The 20,305-nt window shown below is 66.9% G+C and carries 21 protein-coding genes and 1 tRNA gene; 10 read left to right on the forward strand and 12 right to left on the reverse strand.

Features of this window, described 5'->3' with window-relative positions; all coding sequences use genetic code 11:
• Positions 1–196 precede the first annotated feature (196 nt).
• The 3 genes from ACLBWL_RS04335 to ACLBWL_RS04345 all read right to left on the reverse strand — a co-directional run bounded on the left by ACLBWL_RS04335 (position 197) and on the right by ACLBWL_RS04345 (position 2,957).
• Complete coding sequence (locus ACLBWL_RS04335; RefSeq protein ID WP_447790544.1) at positions 197–1,507, reverse strand: RluA family pseudouridine synthase; 1,311 nt, start codon at positions 1,505–1,507, stop codon at positions 197–199.
• Entirely contained in the window at positions 1,504–1,878 is a 375-nt protein-coding gene (gene crcB, locus ACLBWL_RS04340) for a fluoride efflux transporter CrcB (protein WP_447790545.1), read from the reverse strand. The genes ACLBWL_RS04335 and crcB overlap by 4 nt, the downstream gene beginning before the upstream one ends.
• Positions 1,879–2,234: 356 nt before the next feature.
• A complete protein-coding gene (locus ACLBWL_RS04345; protein ID WP_447790547.1) occupies positions 2,235–2,957 on the reverse strand; it encodes a hypothetical protein in 723 nt (240 codons plus the stop codon).
• Between the two features lie 250 nt (positions 2,958–3,207).
• On the opposite strand from ACLBWL_RS04345, the gene ACLBWL_RS04350 reads away from it, so the two are divergent.
• Positions 3,208–3,429 carry a hypothetical protein gene (locus tag ACLBWL_RS04350; protein ID WP_132737284.1) on the forward strand — a complete coding sequence of 74 codons (222 nt, stop codon included), beginning with the start codon at positions 3,208–3,210 and terminating at the stop codon, positions 3,427–3,429.
• Between the two features lie 175 nt (positions 3,430–3,604).
• Here ACLBWL_RS04350 and ACLBWL_RS04355 read toward each other — a convergent pair whose 3' ends face one another.
• The 3 genes from ACLBWL_RS04355 to ACLBWL_RS04365 form a co-directional block, all read right to left on the reverse strand.
• Positions 3,605–4,189, reverse strand: coding sequence for a glycine zipper 2TM domain-containing protein (locus tag ACLBWL_RS04355; RefSeq protein WP_447790549.1), 585 nt, complete (start codon positions 4,187–4,189; stop codon positions 3,605–3,607).
• Positions 4,190–4,301: 112 nt separating this feature from the next.
• Positions 4,302–4,730: an OsmC family protein gene (locus ACLBWL_RS04360; RefSeq protein WP_447790551.1), complete on the reverse strand. Its 429-nt coding sequence runs from the start codon at positions 4,728–4,730 to the stop codon at positions 4,302–4,304.
• A 125-nt stretch (positions 4,731–4,855) separates the two neighbouring features.
• Positions 4,856–5,155 carry a glycine zipper 2TM domain-containing protein gene (locus tag ACLBWL_RS04365; protein WP_447790553.1) on the reverse strand — a complete coding sequence of 100 codons (300 nt, stop codon included), beginning with the start codon at positions 5,153–5,155 and terminating at the stop codon, positions 4,856–4,858.
• A 220-nt stretch (positions 5,156–5,375) separates the two neighbouring features.
• On the opposite strand from ACLBWL_RS04365, the gene ACLBWL_RS04370 reads away from it, so the two are divergent.
• A complete protein-coding gene (locus tag ACLBWL_RS04370; RefSeq protein ID WP_447790555.1) occupies positions 5,376–6,014 on the forward strand; it encodes a trimeric intracellular cation channel family protein in 639 nt (212 codons plus the stop codon).
• Positions 6,015–6,258: 244 nt separating this feature from the next.
• Here ACLBWL_RS04370 and ACLBWL_RS04375 read toward each other — a convergent pair whose 3' ends face one another.
• Positions 6,259–6,876: an N-acetyltransferase family protein gene (locus tag ACLBWL_RS04375; RefSeq protein WP_447791997.1), complete on the reverse strand. Its 618-nt coding sequence runs from the start codon at positions 6,874–6,876 to the stop codon at positions 6,259–6,261.
• Positions 6,877–6,878: 2 nt separating this feature from the next.
• Positions 6,879–8,837, reverse strand: a complete 1,959-nt coding sequence (gene sppA, locus ACLBWL_RS04380) for a signal peptide peptidase SppA (protein ID WP_447790557.1) — start codon at positions 8,835–8,837, stop codon at positions 6,879–6,881.
• 504 nt (positions 8,838–9,341) lie between these two features.
• Between sppA and groES the strand changes: the two genes are divergently transcribed.
• The 5 genes from groES (at position 9,342) to ACLBWL_RS04405 (ending at position 13,627) form a co-directional block, all read left to right on the forward strand.
• Positions 9,342–9,629 carry a co-chaperone GroES gene (gene groES, locus ACLBWL_RS04385; protein ID WP_056052039.1) on the forward strand — a complete coding sequence of 96 codons (288 nt, stop codon included), beginning with the start codon at positions 9,342–9,344 and terminating at the stop codon, positions 9,627–9,629.
• Positions 9,630–9,749: 120 nt separating this feature from the next.
• Positions 9,750–11,393 (forward strand): chaperonin GroEL, encoded by a 1,644-nt coding sequence (gene groL / locus ACLBWL_RS04390; protein ID WP_254685161.1) that lies wholly within the window; start codon positions 9,750–9,752, stop codon positions 11,391–11,393.
• Between the two features lie 336 nt (positions 11,394–11,729).
• The gene (locus ACLBWL_RS04395) at positions 11,730–12,710 is read left to right on the forward strand and encodes a sigma factor-like helix-turn-helix DNA-binding protein (RefSeq protein WP_447790560.1); all 981 of its coding nucleotides are present in this window, start codon (positions 11,730–11,732) and stop codon (positions 12,708–12,710) included.
• A 34-nt stretch (positions 12,711–12,744) separates the two neighbouring features.
• On the forward strand, positions 12,745–13,203 hold the full coding sequence (locus ACLBWL_RS04400) for a hypothetical protein (RefSeq protein WP_447790562.1): 459 nt from the start codon (positions 12,745–12,747) through the stop codon (positions 13,201–13,203).
• A 22-nt stretch (positions 13,204–13,225) separates the two neighbouring features.
• Positions 13,226–13,627, forward strand: a complete 402-nt coding sequence (locus tag ACLBWL_RS04405; RefSeq protein WP_447790564.1) for a winged helix DNA-binding protein — start codon at positions 13,226–13,228, stop codon at positions 13,625–13,627.
• 22 nt (positions 13,628–13,649) lie between these two features.
• On the opposite strand, the gene ACLBWL_RS04410 is transcribed toward ACLBWL_RS04405, so the two are convergent.
• Positions 13,650–13,723 (reverse strand) — tRNA-Gly (locus ACLBWL_RS04410).
• A gap of 145 nt (positions 13,724–13,868) precedes the next feature.
• Here ACLBWL_RS04410 and ACLBWL_RS04415 point away from each other — a divergent pair.
• Positions 13,869–15,149, forward strand: a complete 1,281-nt coding sequence (locus ACLBWL_RS04415) for a methyltransferase family protein (protein ID WP_447790566.1) — start codon at positions 13,869–13,871, stop codon at positions 15,147–15,149.
• Between the two features lie 110 nt (positions 15,150–15,259).
• Here ACLBWL_RS04415 and ACLBWL_RS04420 read toward each other — a convergent pair whose 3' ends face one another.
• The 3 genes from ACLBWL_RS04420 to ACLBWL_RS04430 form a co-directional block, all read right to left on the reverse strand.
• Positions 15,260–16,633 (reverse strand): glutamate--cysteine ligase, encoded by a 1,374-nt coding sequence (locus tag ACLBWL_RS04420; RefSeq protein ID WP_447790568.1) that lies wholly within the window; start codon positions 16,631–16,633, stop codon positions 15,260–15,262.
• Between the two features lie 83 nt (positions 16,634–16,716).
• A complete protein-coding gene (locus ACLBWL_RS04425; protein WP_447790570.1) occupies positions 16,717–17,478 on the reverse strand; it encodes a 16S rRNA (uracil(1498)-N(3))-methyltransferase in 762 nt (253 codons plus the stop codon).
• Between the two features lie 238 nt (positions 17,479–17,716).
• The gene (locus ACLBWL_RS04430) at positions 17,717–17,878 is read right to left on the reverse strand and encodes a hypothetical protein (RefSeq protein ID WP_447790572.1); all 162 of its coding nucleotides are present in this window, start codon (positions 17,876–17,878) and stop codon (positions 17,717–17,719) included.
• Positions 17,879–17,961: 83 nt separating this feature from the next.
• Here ACLBWL_RS04430 and ubiA point away from each other — a divergent pair, with 83 nt between their 5' ends.
• Positions 17,962–18,903 (forward strand): 4-hydroxybenzoate octaprenyltransferase, encoded by a 942-nt coding sequence (ubiA, locus tag ACLBWL_RS04435; protein ID WP_447790574.1) that lies wholly within the window; start codon positions 17,962–17,964, stop codon positions 18,901–18,903.
• A gap of 9 nt (positions 18,904–18,912) precedes the next feature.
• Positions 18,913–20,259, forward strand: a complete 1,347-nt coding sequence (locus ACLBWL_RS04440) for a TldD/PmbA family protein (RefSeq protein WP_447790576.1) — start codon at positions 18,913–18,915, stop codon at positions 20,257–20,259.
• The last annotated feature ends 46 nt before the right edge of the window (positions 20,260–20,305 follow it).

A 20,305-nucleotide genomic window follows, 5' to 3' on the forward strand; every position in this document is an offset into this window, starting at 1 on the left:
GGTGGCAATAATGGAGCGCCGCCCTTCGTTAACAACGTCCCCCAACTGGGCCCCGGCCTCCGCCGGGGTGGGGCAATGGTTAGACCTGAGCGCTCAGTCCGATCACTTCACCCTCTCCGCTCGGGGGAGAGGGAAGGGGCCCGCGGCCGCTTGGCCGTGGGAAGGGTGAGGGCACGCCTCAGCCGACAGCCATCGACTACCGAGTCCCAGGCCCACTCCGCGGCCCAGTCCTCGGACCACTCGGCTTCCCAGCCCCACCCGGACGCCCACGCCCCGCCGGCTTGGTCCCCTCAACCCGAGGCCCACTCCGGGGCGCTCCGAACTTCGACCCAGCCCCGGTCCGAGGTCCACCCGTCTTCGGCGCAGGCTTGCCCGTCGCCTTCTCCTCGACAACCCCACGCCCACGCCGCTCACCCTTACGGTCTTTCCGCACCGACTTCGCATGCGCCCTAGCCCGCGACTTCATCTGCTCGCGCGTCGGCGCGGTCTTCTCGTCGAGCACCAGGTCGTCGCCCAGCTTCTCCTCGAAACCCAATTGCTTGAGGCTCTCGGCGAAATGCGTCGGCAGTTCGGCGGTCACGTCGATCGACCCGCCATCGGGATGATCCACCTTGATCCGCCGCGCATGCAGATGCATTTTCCGCGAGATCCCGCCGGTCAGAAACGCTGCGGCCCCGCCGTACTTGCCATCGCCGACGATCGGATGCCCGATCGCCGCCATATGCACGCGCAACTGATGCGTGCGCCCCGTAAACGGCTGCAACTCGACCCACGCCGCACGGTTGCCCGCGCGCTCGATCACGCGGTAGCGCGTCCGCGCCGGTGCGCCTTCGGCCTCGTCGACGTGCATCTTCTCGCCGCCGGTGCCCGGCTGCTTGGCGATCGGCAGTTCGATCATGCCGTCCTCGATCGACGGCACGTCGACCACCAGCGCCCAATAGACTTTTCGCGCCGTCCGCCCCGAAAACGCCTTCGCGAAGAACGCCGCCGCGCGCGACGTCCGCGCCACCAGCAAGGCGCCGGACGTGTCCTTGTCGAGCCGGTGGACCAGCTTCGGCCGACCCTCGTTGTCGTACTGCAACCCGTCGAGCAGCCCGTCGACATGCTGCGTCGTCTTGGTGCCGCCCTGCGTCGCCAGCCCCGGCGGCTTGTTCAGCACGAACGCCTGGAAATCCTTGTGGATGACCATCGACTGCGCGAGTTCTGTCTCCTCGTCCGACAGGATCACGCGTTCGCGGACGCGCCTGGGCTTGTCGACGTCGGCGGCGGCCTTGTCGGCTTCGGGCGGCGGCACGCGGAGCATCTGGCCCGCCGCGATCCGGTCGCCCGGCGTCGCACGCGCGCCATCGACGCGGAGCTGCCCGGTGCGCGCCCACATCGCCACCGTCGTGAAGCTCGTGTCGGGCAGATGCCGCTTGAACCACCGGTCGAGCCGGATGCCGTCATCGTCGAACCCGACGTTGAACTCGCGGAAACCCGTATCGCTATCGCTTTTGCCCGCAGTCATGCGACGGCCCTTACTGCGGAGAGACCCGCGAACAACGCGGCGACCGAACCGATCACCGACACCAAAACATACCCCAACGCGACGCCGAATGCGCCTCGTTCGATCATCGTGACGACCTCCAGCGAGAACGCCGAAAAGGTCGTGAATCCCCCCAGCACGCCCACCGCGAGCAGCAGGCGCCAGTTCTCTGACGCGCTGTCCCGCGCCAGCACGCCGACCAGCACGCCCATCAGCAACCCGCCGACGATGTTCACGGCCAGCGTCCCGAAGGGATAGTCTGGCCCGAGCAGCGCGGTCGTCGCGCGACCCGTCAGATAGCGCGCGCCGGAACCGACCGCACCACCGACCATGACGTAGAGAAGGGGAAGCATCCCCGTGCCCTAGCGCGAATCGGGGCGAACGGAAAGGTGCGGTTGGGAGGGGCAATGCGGCATCCGCCCTTATGTGAGATCACGGGCAAAACCTGTCCGAATTGTTTCCCCGCGAAGGCGGGGACCCAGTCTGGGCTCCCGCCTTCGCGGGAGAACAAGGAGGGAAGTACGATGTTAGCCCTAATACGCTACCACCCCGGCGAAGGCCGGGGCCCAGTTGGAAAGGTGGCAATAACGAAGGACCGCGCTCAGTTAGCGACGTCCCCCAACTGGACCCCGGCCTTCGCCGGGGAGGTGCACTTGCTGGTCGCTTGCTCCAGGTGCGTGCCGTTCAGTAGTGTCGAGACACCACGCTTTCACCGCCCGGCGTTGGACACCATATCCACATCGCTCCCACCACCAGCCCGCGCCGTCACATAAACAACGTAAGCGTCGTCCCCCCGAACCCCGCCCAGCACATGCTGCTTGCCGTCGGTGCTGTGCCCCGCCGAATACCCCGCGCCGCTCGCCTTCGTGTAATAATAATCGAGCATCTTCTGCACGCCCGCGCTGCTCGAAAAACTCACGACCCGCAGCCGACAGCCGTCCTTGTCCGCCCCCGCCGCCTCGGTCAGCCGCGCGGCCGGATACAGCGGCAGGTCCGCCGGCAACCGGTTCGCCCATTCCGCCGAATAGCCGATCTTCTGCGCGCACACCGACGCGTCCGGCGTCTTTTGCCGTTCCGCCAAAGCCCCAAGCGTCAGCGCACCGTCCGCGGACTTGCACTCGGGGCAGTCGTTCGACGCCGCCGGCGCGTGCTTCAGCGTGGCCGGATCGACCGGATCCTTGCGCAACGCCACGTCCGGCACCGCCCCCGTCTCGGGACCCGGCGGTGGGCGCACCGCGTCGGTGTTCGACGATTGCGCGAGCCGCGGGTCGACCATGATCTGCGCGCCGAGTGACTGTGCCACCGCCGGATCGCGCGTTCCGTTGGTCAGTTCGGCATCGAGGCTGTTGAGATCCTGCTGGTCGGTCGAAGACCGATTGCAGGCGGCCAGCGCGAACGGCAGAAGCAAGGCGGAGCGCAAGGATAAAGTCATCACGGGCATCCTATGCGCGAAAGACGGTGAAGAAAGCGTTTTCCGCACGCCATCGATCCTCCCCCGCCAGGGGGAGGTGGCTGGCGCTTGCCAGACGGAGGGGGAGGCAAGGGAAACCGCTGTTCCGTGTCCTCCCCCTCCGTCACCTTCGGCGCCACCTCCCCCTGGCGGGGGAGGAACGTAAAAACGCGCTACACCCCCCCGACCGCCAAGCCTTGCCCGAACCCATCCGACTCGCCATGTTCCAGGCATGCTGAACATCGTCTCGATCCTCATCGGCCTCGTCACCCTTGTGCTCGGCCTCGTCGCCTTCATCCCGCTGCTCGGCTGGATGAACTGGCTCGTCATTCCGATCGGGATCGTCGGCGCCGCGGTCGGCGCGCTGTCGTCGAGCACCGGCGGACGCAACCTCAACATCGTCCTGATCATCATCTTCGCGCTCCGCCTCAGCCTCGGCGGCGGCATCATCTGACGCAAAAAGGGCCCGGCGTTACCACCGGGCCGTCTCAATCTTAGATCCTCCCCCGCCAGGGGAGGTGACTGGCCCCTGCCAGACGGAGGGGGAGGGCAGCGAAACGTCTATTGCGTGTCCTCTCCCTCCGTCACCTTCGATGCCACCTCCCCCTGGCGGGGGAGGATCACACGCCTCAACGGCAGCGCACGTTGCCGCGGTCGATAGACTGGCCGAGCAGCGCACCACCGCCCGCGCCAACCAGTGTGCCGAGCAGCTGCGACCCACCGCTCGAGATGACGTTGCCCAGCGCACCGCCCGCCAACCCACCGACGATCAGCCCCGTCGTGCCGTCGCTGCGGCGGCAGTAATATCGCCCGTTGCCCCCGCGATAGATGCGGTCGTTCCGGCCCAGGCGACGCTCCTGATAATAGCGTCCGTCGCGGTAATAGCGGTCCGCGAAATAGCCGCGCTGGCCGCGCTCGTAACGGTTATAGTCGTAGCCGCGATACTGCTGCCAGTTGCGGTCCTGGCGGATGTCGCGAATGTCGCCGCGGCGATCCCGGCGCGCATCGCGCACCTCCTCACGATAGTCGCGGCGAGCATCGCGGACGTCGCCGCGCGAGTCCGCGTTGCGCAGGTCGCGGCGATAGTCGCGCTGGGCGTCGCGGACCTCGTTATTGTATTCGCGGTTGGCGCCCCGAATCGTCGACTGCGCGCCGACGGGAATCGCACTGAACGCGGTGGCGGCAAGGGCGGCCGATAGAATGGCGATACGCATGATCTCTCTCCCAGATGCTGTGCGTACAGAACGGCCGGCCGATGCGGGGGTTGCGTGAACCGCAAACTACCTCGCATTCAGCCGGCCGACAGGTTCTTGAGATCAGGCGTTTTTACGCGGCGAGATTATGCTCCAGCGTGATCTCGGCGTTCATCAGCTTCGAGATCGGGCAGTTCGCCTTGGCGTCCGCAGCGATCGCCTCGAACTCGTCCTTCGAGATGCCGTCGACCTTGGCGTTCAGCGTCAGTGCCGACTTGGTCACCTTGAAGCCGTCGCCGTCCTTGTCGAGCGTCACCTTCGCCGACGTCTCGAGCGTGCCCGCCTCATAGCCCTTGCCGGCGAGCGCGAAGCTCAGCGCCATCGTGAAGCAGGACGCATGCGCCGCCGCGATCAGTTCCTCGGGGTTGGTGCCCGGCTCGTTCTCGAACCGCGTGTTGAAACCGTAGGGGGTGTCGGACAGCACGCCCGACTGGGTCGAGACATGGCCCTTGCCGGTCTTGCCGAGGCCTTCGTATTTTGCCGATCCGCTGCGTGTGGTCATCGTGTAATCCTTTGATTGAAGGAGGAAATGGGGTCGGGACAGGAAAAAAGGCGCCGTGGTTGCCCACGACGCCCTTCCCCAACGCGCAGCTACCGAAATAGCGGCATTGATTTAGCCGATAAGTGTCAGCGGCAACGATTGTTGGTCGAGCCCTTGTCGATCGCGCGACCGGCGAGACCGCCGAGGACCGCGCCGCCGAGCGTACCGACCGTGCGGTCGCCGCGGGTGTCGACCGTGCGGCCGAGCAGGGCGCCGCCGACGCCGCCGATGATCGTGCCGGTCGTGCCGTTGTTCTTCTTGCAATAGACGCGGCCGTCACGACCACGCCATTCGCGGCGATGGCGCGCATCGGCAGCCGAAACCGGGATCAGCAGCGTCGGCAGGACCATCGCGCTGCAGCCGAGGGCCAGAATGAACTTACGCATGAAATATACTCCCTAGTGAATTGATCTGATGCCGTAACGAGGGGACCATAGCGCGGGTTGCATGAACCAAAAACAACGTCGCGTTCATCGTTGCGTTTGGTTCCGCGACGATAGGCGGTGGAGCGTGGAAAAGCCCCGGATCGCCCTTTGAGGAACGGCAATATCGCCGCCCTGAAAAAGCCGGGTTACCGATCCGCGATGTTTCGCTAAGCCGCTGGGGATGCTTCCGCACACGCTGATCCCGCCCGTCCTGCCCGCGACCGGGCCGTGGTTCGATATCGCGGGGCTCGCGGTGTTCGCCGCCTCGGGCGCGCTGGCGGCGGCCAAACGCGACCAGACCTTCGTGACGGTCGTCTTCTTCGCGCTGATCACCGGCGTCGGCGGCGGCACGGTGCGCGATCTGCTGATCGGTGCGCCGGTGTTCTGGATCCGCGATGCGCGCGCCGCCAGCGTATGCCTGGTGATGGCGTTGCTGATCTGGACGACGCCCGGCCGCTGGTGGCGCGAGGAGGCGCTCGGCTGGTTCGACGCGGTCGGCTTGGCGGCGTACGCGGTCTATGGTGCGGCGAAGGCGCTCGGCTACGGCGTGCCCCCGGTCCCCGCCGCGCTGATGGGCGTGATGACCGCCTGTGTCGGCGGCATCATCCGCGACGTGCTGGCCGGTGAACCCTCGATCCTGATGCGCCCGGAACTGTACGTCACGGCGGCGGCACTGGCGGCGGCGAGTTACGTCGGTCTCGACCTGCTCGGCGTCCCCAACGCCTGGTCCGCCGTGATCGCCGCCAGCGCCGGCTTCACACTCCGCGCCGCCGCGATCCGCTACCATCTGGCGCTGCCCTCCTACGGCGGCCGCCGCTAACCCGCATCATGTGTCTCCGCGAAGGCGGGCACCCGGACTGGCCTCCCGCCTTCGCGGGAGAACAGGGGTGGGGCTGCCCAACCCGCATCCACCCCGGCGAAGGCCGGGGCCCAATTGGGTACGGTCGCCAAACGAAGGGCGATGCCAAGTTACGCCGGACCTACCAATTGGGCCCCGGCCTTCGCCGGGGTGGCGATCCCGTCCGGCATTGCACTGCTAATCAGCTAACAATCAGGAGAGCAGGCTACCCTCGCACCACGCCTACATCGGCGAACCGCTTCGGCTCGACCGGCGGCACCGTCGCCTCGTTCAGCTCGCATTGCCAGTGCCCGACGTCGATCCACTGGCCGTTCTTGTATCCCACCTCGCGGTACACCCCCGCGCGGCGAAACCCGACCGCTTCGTGCAGCTTGATCGAGCCATCGTTGGGCAAGGCGATCGCGCCGATCGCCTGGGTGAAGCCCTGCGCGCGCAACGTATCGATCAGCGCCTCGTAGACCAGCCGCCCTGCGCCCTGCCGTTGCGCGGCATCCGCGACATAGACGGTGGTTTCGCACACGAAGCGGTACGCCTCGCGCTTGTGGAACGGCGCGGCATAGGCATAGGCCAGCACGCCGCCTTCAGACCCGATCGTCGCGACCAGCCACGGATACAGCCCGTCCGACGCGGCCATCCGCGTCCGCATCTGCCGCGCATCCGGCGCGACGGTCTCGAACGACACTGTCCCGACCAGCACGTGCGGCGCATAGATCGCCGCGATCGATCCAGCATCCTCGGGGACCGCGGCGCGAATCACGATGCCGCCGGCGTTGCCCGATACCGGCCCCGATACCGGCCCCGATACTGGCCCCGATACCGGCATCATCAGAACCCGATCCGTGCCAGCAGCAGGTCGAGCAGCTTCGCGTCGCCGATGTCGGCGGTCGTCGGCCCCATTCCGCCGCACTCGAGGCACCGCGCCTGGATCGAGCCCGACGTCGCCAGCCGCTTCATGTCGCCGACGGCGCGCGCAAGCATCTGGCGGCGATCCGCGGCGACATGCGCGAAGGCGTCGCCCCCACCTGCATCATCGTCGCTGCCGTCATTGCCGAAGTCCTGTACGATCGTCGCAAGGAAGCCGGGCTTCTTCTCGAGATACTCGGCATGGACCTTCGCGGGATCGAGCTTGGCGCGCTTGGCAGCCTCGTCGATCGCGTCCTGCAACGTGCCGAAGCGGTCGACCAGGCCGATCTGGCGCGCGGTGCCGCCGTCCCAGACGCGGCCCTGGCCGATCTCGTTGACGCGCGCCGGCGTCATCTTGCGCGATGCGGCGACCCGCGCGAGGAACTCGCGATAGCCGTTCTCGATTCCCGACTGGGCGATCGCGTCGAACATCGGCGTGGTGCCGCCGACGATATCGGGCTGGCCCGACAGCGGCGTGGTCTTCACCCCGTCGCTCGTCACGCCGATCTTCGCGAGCGTCGCCTCGAACGTCGGCACCACGCCGAAGATGCCGATCGAGCCGGTGATCGTGCCGGGCTCGGCGAAGATCACGTCGGCGGGGGTCGACACCCAATAGCCGCCGCTCGCCGCCATGCCGCCCATCGACACCACCACGGGCAGCTTCTGACGCTTGGCCTCGAGGATCGCGAGCCGGATCTGCTCCGAGGCGAGTACCGAGCCGCCCGGCGAATCGACGCGCACCACCAGCGCCTTCAGCGTCTTCTTGGCGAGCCCGTCGAGCACCGCCTTCTCGATCGTCTTGCCCGCCGCCTTGCCGGGGCCGCCTTCGCCATCGACGATATCGCCCGCGATCGTCAGCACGCCGATCGCGTCGCCGGTGGTCGGCAACGGGTTCGCCTTGACCCAGGCGTCGTATTTGATCGTCGTGAAATTGCCCGCCGGCTTCTTGTCGTCGGACCCGGCATATTCCGCCACGCGGCGCCCGAACGCGATCCGGTCGCCGAGCTTGTCGACGATCCCGGCGCGCAGATTGGCCTGCGCGATATTGCCATTGGCCGCGAGGATGACCTTGTCCGGGGCGCTCATGAACTGCGCGATCTGTGCCTTGGGCCGCGCCTTGGCGACCGCCTCCTGCCACTGCGAGAAAAGCGTGCCGTACAGCGCGGTGCTCGCCGCCTTGGCGTCGTCGCTCTGGTTCGCCCGCGTATAGGGTTCGACGAACGACTTGTAGCGGCCGACCCGGTAGACGTGCGCGTTGACGCCGAGCTTGTCGATCAGGCCCTTGTAATAGAGCTGGTTGCCGCCCGGGCCCATGAAGATCGTGCCGCCGATCGGGTTGACCCAGATCTCGCTCGCGTTCGCGGCGAGACGATAGCCGCCATCGGTGTAGGCAGTCGCATAGGCGAGCACCGGCTTGCCGCTAGCGCGCACCCGCGCCAGCGCGTCGCCGACTTCGCCCAGCGCTGCGGGATACGCGCCACCGAAGCTGTCGAGGTCGAGCACCAGCACTTTCACGCGCGAATCGGTGCGCGCAGTGTCGATCGAACGGACCACGTCGCGCAGGCGGAACTGGCGCGCCGCGGGCTGCCCGGACAGCGCGGCGAATGCCGCCTGCTCCTCGGGCTGCTCGACGATCGAGCCGTTGAGGTCGAGCACCAGCGCGCCATCCTTGATCGCGGTCGTGCTCTGCCGCGCGTTGAGCGCCGCGAAGATCAGCCCGAAGAACAACAGCATCGCGATCAGGACGAGCGCATCCTTGATCGCGACGAGGAACTTCCACACGCCCCGGACGAGCCGCCATTTCCGCCGCGGCGGACGGGCAGGGTCGACATAGGAGGGGCCCGGGGAGGGGGCGTAGGACGGCGCTGCGGTATCGGTCATGGCACGAGAGCTAGAGCATGCGCGGACGCAGGTAAATGGCCTGTGTTACGGGGCCAACACAGACGTGTTCGAGCTCACGCACCTGAGTCCGGGCGCTACAGCGTTCCCCTCCCGCTTGCGGGAGGGGTTAGGGGAGGGGTTAGGGGAGGGGCGTCCCCCAAACGCTCCGCCCGAGAACCCCTCCCCCGACCCCTCCCGCAAGCGGAAGGGGAGCAGAAGGAAAGAGCCACTTGGCTCCTACGTTCTCCTGCGAACGCAGGAGCCCAGGATCACAAGCGCCGCCCTCGGTAACCCTGGACTCCTGCGTGCGCAGGAGAACGGCAGCGCGTTAGCAGTGCGGTTTACCACCCCTTCCGCCACGACGCCCGAAACCCACGCCCGCCCGAAAAAATTTCATTCCGGGAACCTTTGACATGGGCCACCACGAGGCACATATGCCGTCCGTTGGCACTCGGGTCCCCTGAGTGCCAGAAATCTGTCACAATCCAAAAGGACATGGATCCCATGAACTTTCGTCCGTTGCATGATCGCGTGCTGGTGAAGCGCCTCGAAGCCGAAGAGAAGACGGCTGGCGGCATCATCATCCCCGACACCGCCAAGGAAAAGCCGCAGGAAGGCGAAGTCGTCGCCATCGGCACCGGGACCCGCGCCGAGAACGGCACGATCACCCCGCTCGACGTCAAGACCGGCGACAAGATCCTGTTCGGCAAATGGTCGGGCACCGAGGTCAAGGTCGACGGTGAGGACCTCCTCATCATGAAGGAATCGGACATTCTCGGCATCGTCGGCTGACCCCGACGGGCTCGGGATCGTCGGCGACTGCTGACGTGAACGAGCCGAGAATTGCTGGCTGCGAACTCTGCGCCAGCGTCTGCACTTCCTGTACTTCACTCAATCGAAAGGGCAGCTGACATGGCTTCCAAGGACGTAAAATTCGGTCGTGACGCGCGTGAGCGCATCCTCCGCGGCGTCGACATCCTCGCCGACGCGGTCAAGGTGACCTTGGGCCCCAAGGGCCGCAACGTCGTCATCGACAAGAGCTTCGGCGCACCGCGCATCACCAAGGACGGCGTCACCGTCGCCAAGGAGATCGAACTCAAGGACAAGTTCGAGAACATGGGTGCGCAGATGTTGCGCGAAGTGGCCTCGAAGACCAACGACATCGCCGGTGACGGCACCACCACCGCGACGGTTCTGGCGCAGGCCATCGTCCGCGAGGGCATGAAGTCGGTCGCAGCGGGCATGAACCCGATGGACCTGAAGCGCGGCATCGATCTCGCCGTCGTCAAGGTCGTCGAGGACGTCAAGGCGCGTTCGAAGCCGGTTTCGGGTTCGAAGGAAGTGGCGCAGGTCGGCATCATCTCGGCCAATGGCGACCGTGAAGTCGGCGAGAAGATCGCCGAAGCCATGGAGAAGGTCGGCAAGGAAGGCGTGATCACCGTCGAGGAAGCGAAGGGTCTCGAATTCGAGCTCGACGTCGTCGAGGGCATGCAGTTCGACCGCGGCTATCTGTCGCCGTACTTCATCACCAACCCCGAGAAGATGACCGTCGAGCTTCAGGATCCCTACATCCTGATCCACGAGAAGAAGCTGTCGAACCTGCAGGCGATGCTCCCGATCCTGGAAGCCGTCGTCCAGTCGGGTCGTCCGCTCCTGATCATCGCCGAGGACATCGAGGGTGAGGCTCTGGCCACGCTCGTCGTCAACAAGCTGCGCGGCGGCCTCAAGGTCGCAGCGGTCAAGGCACCGGGCTTCGGCGATCGTCGCAAGGCGATGCTCGAGGACATCGCGATCCTGACCAAGGGCGAGATGATCTCGGAAGACCTCGGCATCAAGCTTGAGACCGTCACGCTCGGCATGCTCGGCACCGCCAAGCGCGTCACGATCGACAAGGACAACACCGTCATCGTCGATGGTGCCGGCGATCACGACGCGATCAAGGGCCGCACCGAGGCGATCCGCCAGCAGATCGAGAACACGACGTCGGATTACGACAAGGAGAAGCTCCAGGAGCGTCTCGCCAAGCTGGCCGGCGGCGTTGCCGTCATCAAGGTCGGCGGGTCGTCGGAAGTCGAAGTCAAGGAGCGCAAGGACCGCGTCGACGACGCGCTGCACGCAACCCGCGCAGCCGTCGAAGAGGGCATCGTTCCCGGTGGTGGTACGGCGTTGCTGTACGCGACCAAGGCACTCGACGGCCTGACCGGTGCGAACGAGGACCAGACGCGCGGTATCGACATCGTCCGCAAGTCGCTGACGGCGCTGGTTCGCCAGATCGCGCAGAACGCAGGTCATGACGGTGCAGTGGTTTCGGGCAAGCTGCTCGATGGCAACGACACGTCGATCGGCTTCAACGCCGCGACCGACACGTACGAGAACCTGGTGGAAGCCGGCGTGATCGATCCGACCAAGGTCGTCCGCACCGCGTTGCAGAACGCAGCATCGGTCGCAGGCCTCCTGATCACGACCGAAGCGGCCGTGAGCGAAATGGCCGAAGACAAGCCTGCCATGCCCATGGGCGGCGGCGGCATGGGCGGCATGGGCGGCATGGACTTCTGATTGCGGACGGGGCCAGCGCGAGCTGGTCCCGACACGCAATCAGAACGGCCGGCGGGTCGGCGGCGCAAGCCACCGATCCCGTCCGACGAAAAGGGCTGGCTTCGCCGGTCCTCCGTTCCAACCAGAACGACCAGGAAAACGGGTCGGGGAGCAATCCCCGGCCCTTTTTCTTTGCCACGCCAAAACCGCGCTCACTGCCCTAACATCCTCCACCAAAGCGACATAAATCCTGACCAAACCCGCGCAGGCCGCCAGCGTGGTCCGAATCTCTGCCCGCGCCCTGCGATCGGACACTCGGGAGGTGCAACGCTGCCATGATAGCGCTACGACTCGCCCATGACCGTCGACCGCATCGACCAATTGACCGAAGCCCAGCGCGCCTGCCTGCGGCTGGTGTTGACGCATCACAACTCGAAGGAGATCGCGGCGATCTTCGGCGTGTCGCCGTCCGCGATCGACAAGCGGATCGAGCGGGCGATCCAGATCCTCGGCGTCGGCACGCGGTTCGAAGCCGCGCGACGTCTCCAGGAGCACGAGGCCGGTAGCCGCGAGGAGGGTGCGGTGCTGACGAGGGAGCGCCCGGCGGAGGACGCTCCCCCGCCGGTCGCCCCGCCGGTCGATAGCCCCATTTTGACATACGAACGGCTACCATCCGAACCAATCGACGTTCCCACACCCCCCCGCCAGCCCCCAGAGAATGGCCAGATCGAGCCGTGGGGGTTCGTTCGCCGTTTTCTGGGATTGTCCCGGCACGACGGCTCGACAGGAGTTGCGCGGAACCGGGTTTCGAAGGGCGACAGGATCGTCAGACTGATCGCTCTCATGGGCCTGATCGCCGTCACCTCGATGGCGCTCGTGAACATGGCGATGACGCTGACCAGCCTGCTGCGATCGAGCCGGGACCACAATGCTCCGATACACGGCGCCGCTTCGGTGGTGCCCCGGGGGAGAATTACCGTGTTGAAAGAACGTCGCAACGCCACCGACAGGGTGACGATCGAATTTCTGAAGGCAGAGGCCGCGGTCGACCAGGCAGCGATGCTTGCCGCATCGTGCGTCTCGACCCTGCTGCAACAGCGCATCGCCGCCAACCTGCCGGTCGGCACCGGCGTCGCCGCGCTGCAGATGATCTCGCAGGCGTCGCTCGACATCATCAACGCCCGCCAGCGCTTCGTCGAAGCGCATCAGGCCCTGGTCCAGGTGCGGACGGATATCGGGCTGGGTCAGTTCTACGACTATGGCGACACCGCCGAGTGCCCGCCGAACGAAGGTGCGTTGCGCGCCGATACGCCGCTCCGTCTGGCTGCGGTGGCCTGATCGGCCGTTTTCGGTCCTGCTTCGGAGGGTAAAGTTGGATCGGGTCTGGATCTTCTATTCGATACAGTTGGCGGCGTCGGCCTATGCCATCCTTCGGGGTGGCGCACCGGAGCGGCTTACGGGTCTGGCACTGCTGCTTGCGGCCGTGTCGACGGGTATCGTCGAACGCAACGTTCCCTCCCTGTTTTCGGGGCTGGAACTGGGCGTCATGATCGTCGACCTGATGCTGCTTGCGGTGATGATCGGGATCACGCTGAGCGCCGATCGGTTCTGGCCGGCCTGGGTTACCGCGCTACATGCGCTGGGCACCGGGGCACATCTGGCCAGGGCGATCAGCCCCGACGTGATCCGGCTCGTCTACGCGCTGCTCTCCGCGGCCTGGAGTTATCCCATCGTTCTGCTTCTCGTGATCGGGACAGCCAGGCACTCGCAACGAATCCGGGCAAGGGGCTGGGATCTCGATTGGAGCCGGCAGGATCCGACGATGCGCTGAAGCGTAATCGGACACAGGTTTCATGACCTACGTTAGCTCCATCGTTTCCGGCGTCGCGCTGAAACACAGCCCGCCGCTTGTCCTGCATGACCCGGCTCTGGTCGAGGTTGCGCGGCGCCTTTACGCGATGCGGAAGGTCCGCGACGACCTGCTCGGCACGAGCCTGTTCTCCGAACCGGCCTGGGATATCCTGCTCGACCTGTTCATCTCAGACGACGACGGCCTCCGGCTCAGCGTTTCGGCGGTCTGCATCGGCGCACGCGCGCCATCGGCGACGGCGTTGCGGTATCTGACGATGCTGCAGGATTCGGGGCTGATCGAGCGTACCCGCGACGAACGCGACGGTCGCCGTTCGCACGTCCAGCTCACGCCGCTGGGCCGCCGACGGATGGCGAACCTGCTCGCGCGGATGGTCGAGACGTGACGCCGACACCGTAATGGAATGCTGGAGCGGATGACGGGAATCGAACCCGTGTATTCAGCTTGGAAGGCTGCTGTACTACCATTGTACTACACCCGCTCGGCGCGCCGAAGCGAAGTCCCAAACTAGCGTCGCAGTGCGACCGGCGCAAGACCGACATGATACGACAGGGTGCAACGCCTTGCCCGCCCCGCGCCAAGATGGTTCACGCGTTGCTTACCAATCCGCGCTACGAACGATGGCCATGGATCACGACGCCGCGCCTTCCGATCGGGCCACACCCAAATCCGACCCCCGGCCGCGATCGGCAGTCAGCGGTGGCGCAGGCTTTTGCGGCCTCGTCGGCATCGCGCTCTGGCTGGCTGTCGCCCATCACTACGGCATGGACGGCCCGTATTCGGCGCTGATCAACGTCCTCGCCTGCGCGGTGCCGATGGTCGCCTGGTCGCTGCTCGTCGACAAGGTCCACCGCAATCCCAGCACCGGAATCGACTGGGCGGCGGGCAGGCCGTCGCGGGAGACGCTCGATACCAGCCTGACCAAGCTTGCCGGGCTCTGGGCGACATGGGCCGCGATCGCAGTGATCTACGGCACCGTGCGCTCCTATTGGGAGGGCAATTTCGCGTTCGCGATGTGGTGCTTCACCAACGCCGCGCCGATCCTGTTCGTCGCCTCGATCCCCTACGTACTCTGGATCGACCGTTATCTGATCGAACCTCGCGATGGCGCCTGGCATCTCGGCGCCTGGATGACCGGGCAGGCGGGGGTCGAGCCCGAACTCATCTACGCCCATTTCCGTGCCTGGGGCGTGAAGACGTTCTTCCTCGCCTTCATGCTGGCGATCGTCCCGCCGGGGTTCGCGACGTTCGTGCGGGGCGATCTGCGGTCGGTGCTGCATGATCCGGTCGCGTTGGCGAACTGGTTGATCACGCTGATGTTCCTGATCGACGTGGCGTTCGCGACGGTCGGGTATATCCTCACGTGCCGCCCGCTCGATTCGCACATCCGCAGCGCCAACCCGTTCGCGGCGGCGTGGATGGCGGCGCTGATGTGCTACCCCCCGTTCATCCTGATGAACGCGGGCGGGCCGCTCGATTACCATCCGGGCACGTCGGATTGGGCCTACTGGTTCCAGGGGCATCCGGTGCTGTTGTGGCTGATCGGGACGGTGCTGGTCGCGCTGACCGCGATCTATGCCTGGGCGACGATGGCGTTCGGCTTCCGCTTCTCGAACCTCACCAATCGCGGCATCCTGACGCACGGCCCCTACGCGATCTCCCGGCATCCGGCGTATCTGTCGAAGAACATCTTCTGGTGGATCTCGACGATCCCCGTCCTGACCACCGGCAGCATCGTCGATGCGGCACGGGCGACGCTGTTGCTGGCCGCGGTCGGCGGTGTATATTTCTGGCGCGCGAAGACTGAGGAGCGCCATCTGAAGCTCGACCCGGATTACCGCGCCTATTTCGACTGGATGACACGCAACGGACTGGTGCCGCGCCTGTTCGCGAGGTTGCGCGGCTGATTCCCCTTCCGCTTGCGGGAGGGGTTAGGGGAGGGGCCGACCTGCGCCTCTCGCGCAACGTTCGCGGCCAAGCCCTCCCCCGACCCCTCCCGCAAGCGGGAGGGGAGCAGTCAGAAGCTTGATTCGTCGTACACCTTCGAGACGTCGCCGCCCCAGACGCCGTGATACTTCTCGAGCAACACTTCGGCAGGCACCTTGCCGCTGCGGACGATCTCCCGCAGCGGATCAAGGAAGCCGCTTTCGTTATCGCCCGCCCGGTTGAACCGCGCCCGCGCCGTCAGCCCGGCCCCGGCGATGTCGAGCGCTTCGCCCGCGATGTCGCGCAGCGTGCCGCCGCCCGCGATCGGCGCATCCAGCCCCAGCTTCGGCACCGCATCGCGCAACGCCTGGCGCTCGTCGATCGTCCAGTCCTTGACCAGATCCCACGCCGCATCGAGCGCACCCTGATCGTAGAGCAACCCGACCCACAAAGCCGGCAGCGCACAGATCCGGTTCCACGGGCCCCCATCGGCGCCACGCATCTCGAGGAACGTCTTCAGGCGTACCTCGGGGAAGGCGGTCGACAGATGATCGGTCCAGTCGTCGAGCGTCGGCTTCTCGCCCGGCAGCACCGACAACTCCCCCTTCAGGAAATCGCGGAACGACAGCCCGGCGGCATCGATATACTTGCCCTCGCGGTAGACGAAGTACATCGGCACATCGAGCGCGTACTCGGCGTAGCGCTCGTAGCCGAAGCCATTCTCGAACACGAACGGCAGCATGCCGGTGCGATGCGGATCGGTGTCTGACCAGATATGGCTGCGATACGACAGCATGCCGTTGGGCTTGCCCTCGGTGAACGGCGAGTTCGCGAACAGCGCGGTCGCCAGCGGCTGGAGCGCCAGCCCGACGCGGAACTTCTTCACCATGTCCGCCTCGGACGCGTAATCCAGGTTCACCTGGATCGTGCAGGTCCGCAGCATCATGTCGAGCCCCATGCTCCCAACGCGCGGCATGTGCCGCAGCATGATCGCATAGCGCCCCTTCGGCATGATCGGCAGTTCCGCGCGCGTCTTGTCCGGCCACATGCCAAGCCCGAGAAAGCCGATGCCGAGCTTCTCGCCCGCGGCCTTCACCTGCTCAAGGTGCCGCCCGGTCTCGGCGCAGGTCTCGTGCAGCGAATCGAGCGGCGCGCCCGACAGTTCGAACTGGCCCGCCGGCTCCAGGCTGATGCTGCCGTCCGGCCCCGACATGGCGATGGCGTTGCCGCCCTCCATGACCGGCTTCCAGCCATATTGCTCGAGCTCGCCGAGCAACGCACGAATCCCGCTTGGCTCGTCGTACGACGGCGCGTGGTGATCGCCGTTCGCATAGACGAACTTCTCGTGCTCGGTGCCGATCCGCCACGCGTCCTTCGGCTTTTCGCCGCGCGCGAAGCTGGCGATCAACTGGTCGCGCGACTCGATCGTCGGGCTGGTCTTCGGCGGAGTTGGAATCGTCGTCATCGCCGCGCCTTACGCGCCGATGAACGAGGGGGCTAGGGGGATCCGAACCGATCGGTAGCAATATCGCGCGGTCTGCCCTTGGTTCAGTCGCCCGCCCAGTCGCGCGACCAGTCGCCCGCCGCCGCCATCCACAGCGCGACCGCCGCGCCGGCCGCGGTTTCCGCGCGGAGAATGCGCGGTCCCAGTCCGATCCCCACCGCGCCCGGATGCGAACGAATCGCCTCGCGCTCGTCCGCGTCGAAGCCGCCTTCCGGGCCGATCAGGATCGCCGCCGGTCCGGGTCGCGCGCGCATCGCCTCCAGTGCGGGCACGCCGCCCGTCTCATCGGCGAAGAACAGCGCACGATCCTGCGGCCAGTCGCGGAGCAACGCCGCCAGCTTCACCGGCTCGGCGACCTCGGGCAACGCGGTGCGCCCGCATTGCTCGGCCGCCTCGATCATCTGCGTGCGCAGCCGCTCGGTATTGGGCTTGTCGACGATCGTCCGCCGCGTGACCACCGGGACCAGCCGCGCGACGCCAAGCTCGCACGCTTTCTCAGCCATCCAGTCGACCCGGCCCTTTTTGAGCGGCGCGGCGCACAGCCACAGATCGGGCACGTCCTCGCGCGGCCGCAGCAGTTCGGTGACGTCGAGCGTCAGGTCGCGCTTGCCGACGCTCGACGCCACCCCGAGCCATTCGCCGGTCCGATCGTCGAACAGCTTCACCGGATCGCCGACCTTCATCCGCATCACGCCAACGAGATAATGCGCCGCCGGCCCATCGACGTGGAGCGGACCGACGACAAGCGGCGTATCGACAAAGAGGCGCGGCGTGGACTGCGGCGGCCAGGCTGGGGTTGCAGGCATAAGCGCGGCCCTAGCAAATCCTCCCCGGCACGGGGAGGGGGACCAGCGCAGCTGGTGGAGGGGGGCTTGCGCAAACGTTACACTCGCGTCAGGTCTTGCCGTTCCGACGCCCGCGCGGCGGTCTTTCACCGCCGGCGTCACGCACGCGGCGATCCTCCTCCACCCTTCGCCGATGGCGAACGGTCCCCCTCCCCGTGCCGGGGAGGATTTGAGGATGCGCCTTTGCTGGCAGCGGCGTTCACCGTTTCCGCCGCGCCCACATCTTTCGAGCTACCACCCAAGCCACAACCACAATCACCACGCCAAGGATCAAAACCCCCGCGACCGCCCCGGCGACGCGGAAGATCCCCCAGAACAGCGCTTCGACAAAGCGGCCGACCGCGACCGACAGGCCGATCATGCGAGAGGGTCCGAACGCGCCACTCCTTCGACCCTAGCCGGCAAAGGCTTGCGCGCCAAACCCCGTCTTCCTACGCCTCCGCCATGCAGACCAAGCCGAGCCACGCGGAAATCGTCCCCGACAGCGAGCATCGCGGTCTCGTCGGCCTTCTCCCGCCGACACTGCGCGGTCTGGCATTGCTCGCGCGGTTCGATCGCCCGATCGGCTGGTGGCTGTTGTTCTGGCCCGGCGCCTGGGGCGTCGCGCTCGCCGGTGGAGCGGTGGCGCGCTGGGACCTGATCCTCTGGCTCCTCCTCGGCAGCATCGCGATGCGCGGCGCCGGCTGTGTATTCAATGACATCGTCGACCGCGATCTCGACGCGCAGGTCGCGCGCACCCGCGCCCGGCCGATCCCGAGCGGCCTGGTGTCGATGACGCTCGCCTGGGTCTGGCTGGTCGCGCTCTGCCTGATCGGCTTCGTCGTCCTGCTCCAACTGACGTTCCTCGCCGCGATCGTCGCACTCGCCAGCCTCGCGCCGGTCGCCGCCTACCCGTTCATGAAGCGCATCACCTGGTGGCCGCAGGCATGGCTGGGCATCGTCTTTTCTTGGGCGCTGCTGGTCGGCTGGAGCGACATCGCTGGTGCGCTCGATACGCCGATGTGGCTGCTCTACGCCGGGTCGATCGCCTGGGTGATCGGCTACGACACGATCTACGCGCTGCAGGACCGCGAGGACGACGCGATGATCGGCATCCGCTCGTCCGCGCTCCGCATGGGCACGCATGTGAAGGCCGGCGTCGGGACCTTCTACGTCGTCGCCGTCGCCTTATGGGCCGCGGCGTTCTGGACCGTCCGGCCCGATCCGCTCGCCATCGCCGCGCTCGCCCCCGCCGCGCTCCATCTCGGCTGGCAAGTCGCCACCCTCAGACCGGGCACCAGTCCCGAAGCAGGCACCGCCGCACTTGCGCGCTTCCGATCGAACCGTTTCGCCGGACTGCTGATGTTCCTCGCCTGCGTGGTTGTCGGCACGAGCCTGCATCCTTAAGTCGCTGCTATGCTGACTTCAGACCAAGCTCGCGACCGCGCCCACGACATCGTCCAGCGCGCGAGGGCGGCGGGCGCCGACGCCGCCGACGCGGTCTTTGCCGCCGACGCCGCGCTCGACGTGTCGATCCGCCTCGGCAAACTCGAGGATATCGGCCGCTCCGAAAGCGAAGACCTCGGCCTGCGCGTGTTCGTCGGCCAGCGCTCCGCCAGCGTCTCCACCTCGGACCTGTCGACCGCCGCGATGGACGCGCTGGTCGAACGCGCGGTCGCGATGGCACGTGAAGCTCCCGAAGACCCTTGGGCCGGGCTCGCTCCGCAGGATCGCCTGCTCCACGGCGCGCCGCCCATGCTCGGCCTCGACGACGGCGGCGAGGTCAGCCCTGAACAACTCCGCGATGCAGCGCTCGAAGCCGAGGATGCAGCCCGCGCTGTCCCCGGCGTCTCGAACAGCGAAGGCGGCGGCGCCAGCGCCTCGCGCAGCGTCTGGGCGCTCGCCACCAGCCACGGCTTCGCCGGCGCCTATACCGCGACCGGTTACGGGGTTTCGGCCAGCGTGCTCGCCGGAGAGGGCGGCGCCATGCAGCGCGATTATGCGCACAGCAGCGCCCGCCTCCGCGCGCATCTCGAATCGCCCGAAGCAATCGGCCGCCGCGCCGGCGAGCAGGCCGTCGCCCGGCTCAACCCCGGCCGCCTCGTCAGCGGACCGACCACGATCGTCTACGACCGCCGCGTCGGCGGATCGCTGGTCGGCCACATGCTCGGCGCGATCTCCGGCCAGGCGATCACGCGGAAGACCAGCTTCCTGCTCGATTCGCTCGGCAGCCAGGTCTTCGCGCACGGCATCACCATCCGCGACGATCCGCACCGCCCGCACGGCCTGCGCTCGCGCCCGTTCGATGGCGAAGGCCTGCCCGTCTCGCCGAGCGACATCATCGAGAACGGTATGCTCGAACGCTGGTTGCTCGACTCCGCCTCGGCGCGCCAGCTCGGCCTCGAACCGACCGGCCACGCCGCGCGCGGTGTCGGTGGCGGGCCCGGCGTATCGACCAGCAACGTGTTCATGGAGCCGGGCCATGTGCCGCTCGAAACGCTGATCGCCGACATCGAATCGGGCGTCTACGTCACCGAACTCATGGGCGGCGGCGCGAACGGCGTGACCGGCGACTACAGCCGTGGCGCGGCGGGCTTCCGCATCGAGAACGGCCAGATCACCGCGCCGGTCGCCGAGTTCACGATCGCCGGCAACGTCAAGGATATGTTCCTCGCGATGACCCCCGCCAACGATCTCGAATTCCGCTACGGCGTCAACGTGCCGACCTTGCGCGTGGAGGGCATGACGGTGGCGAGTGGCTGACCGGCGCCGCCGCGGGCCGGAACGGTCGCCCGAATGGCTGCGCGCT

This window comes from Sphingomonas sp. M1A8_2b, from assembly GCF_053345535.1.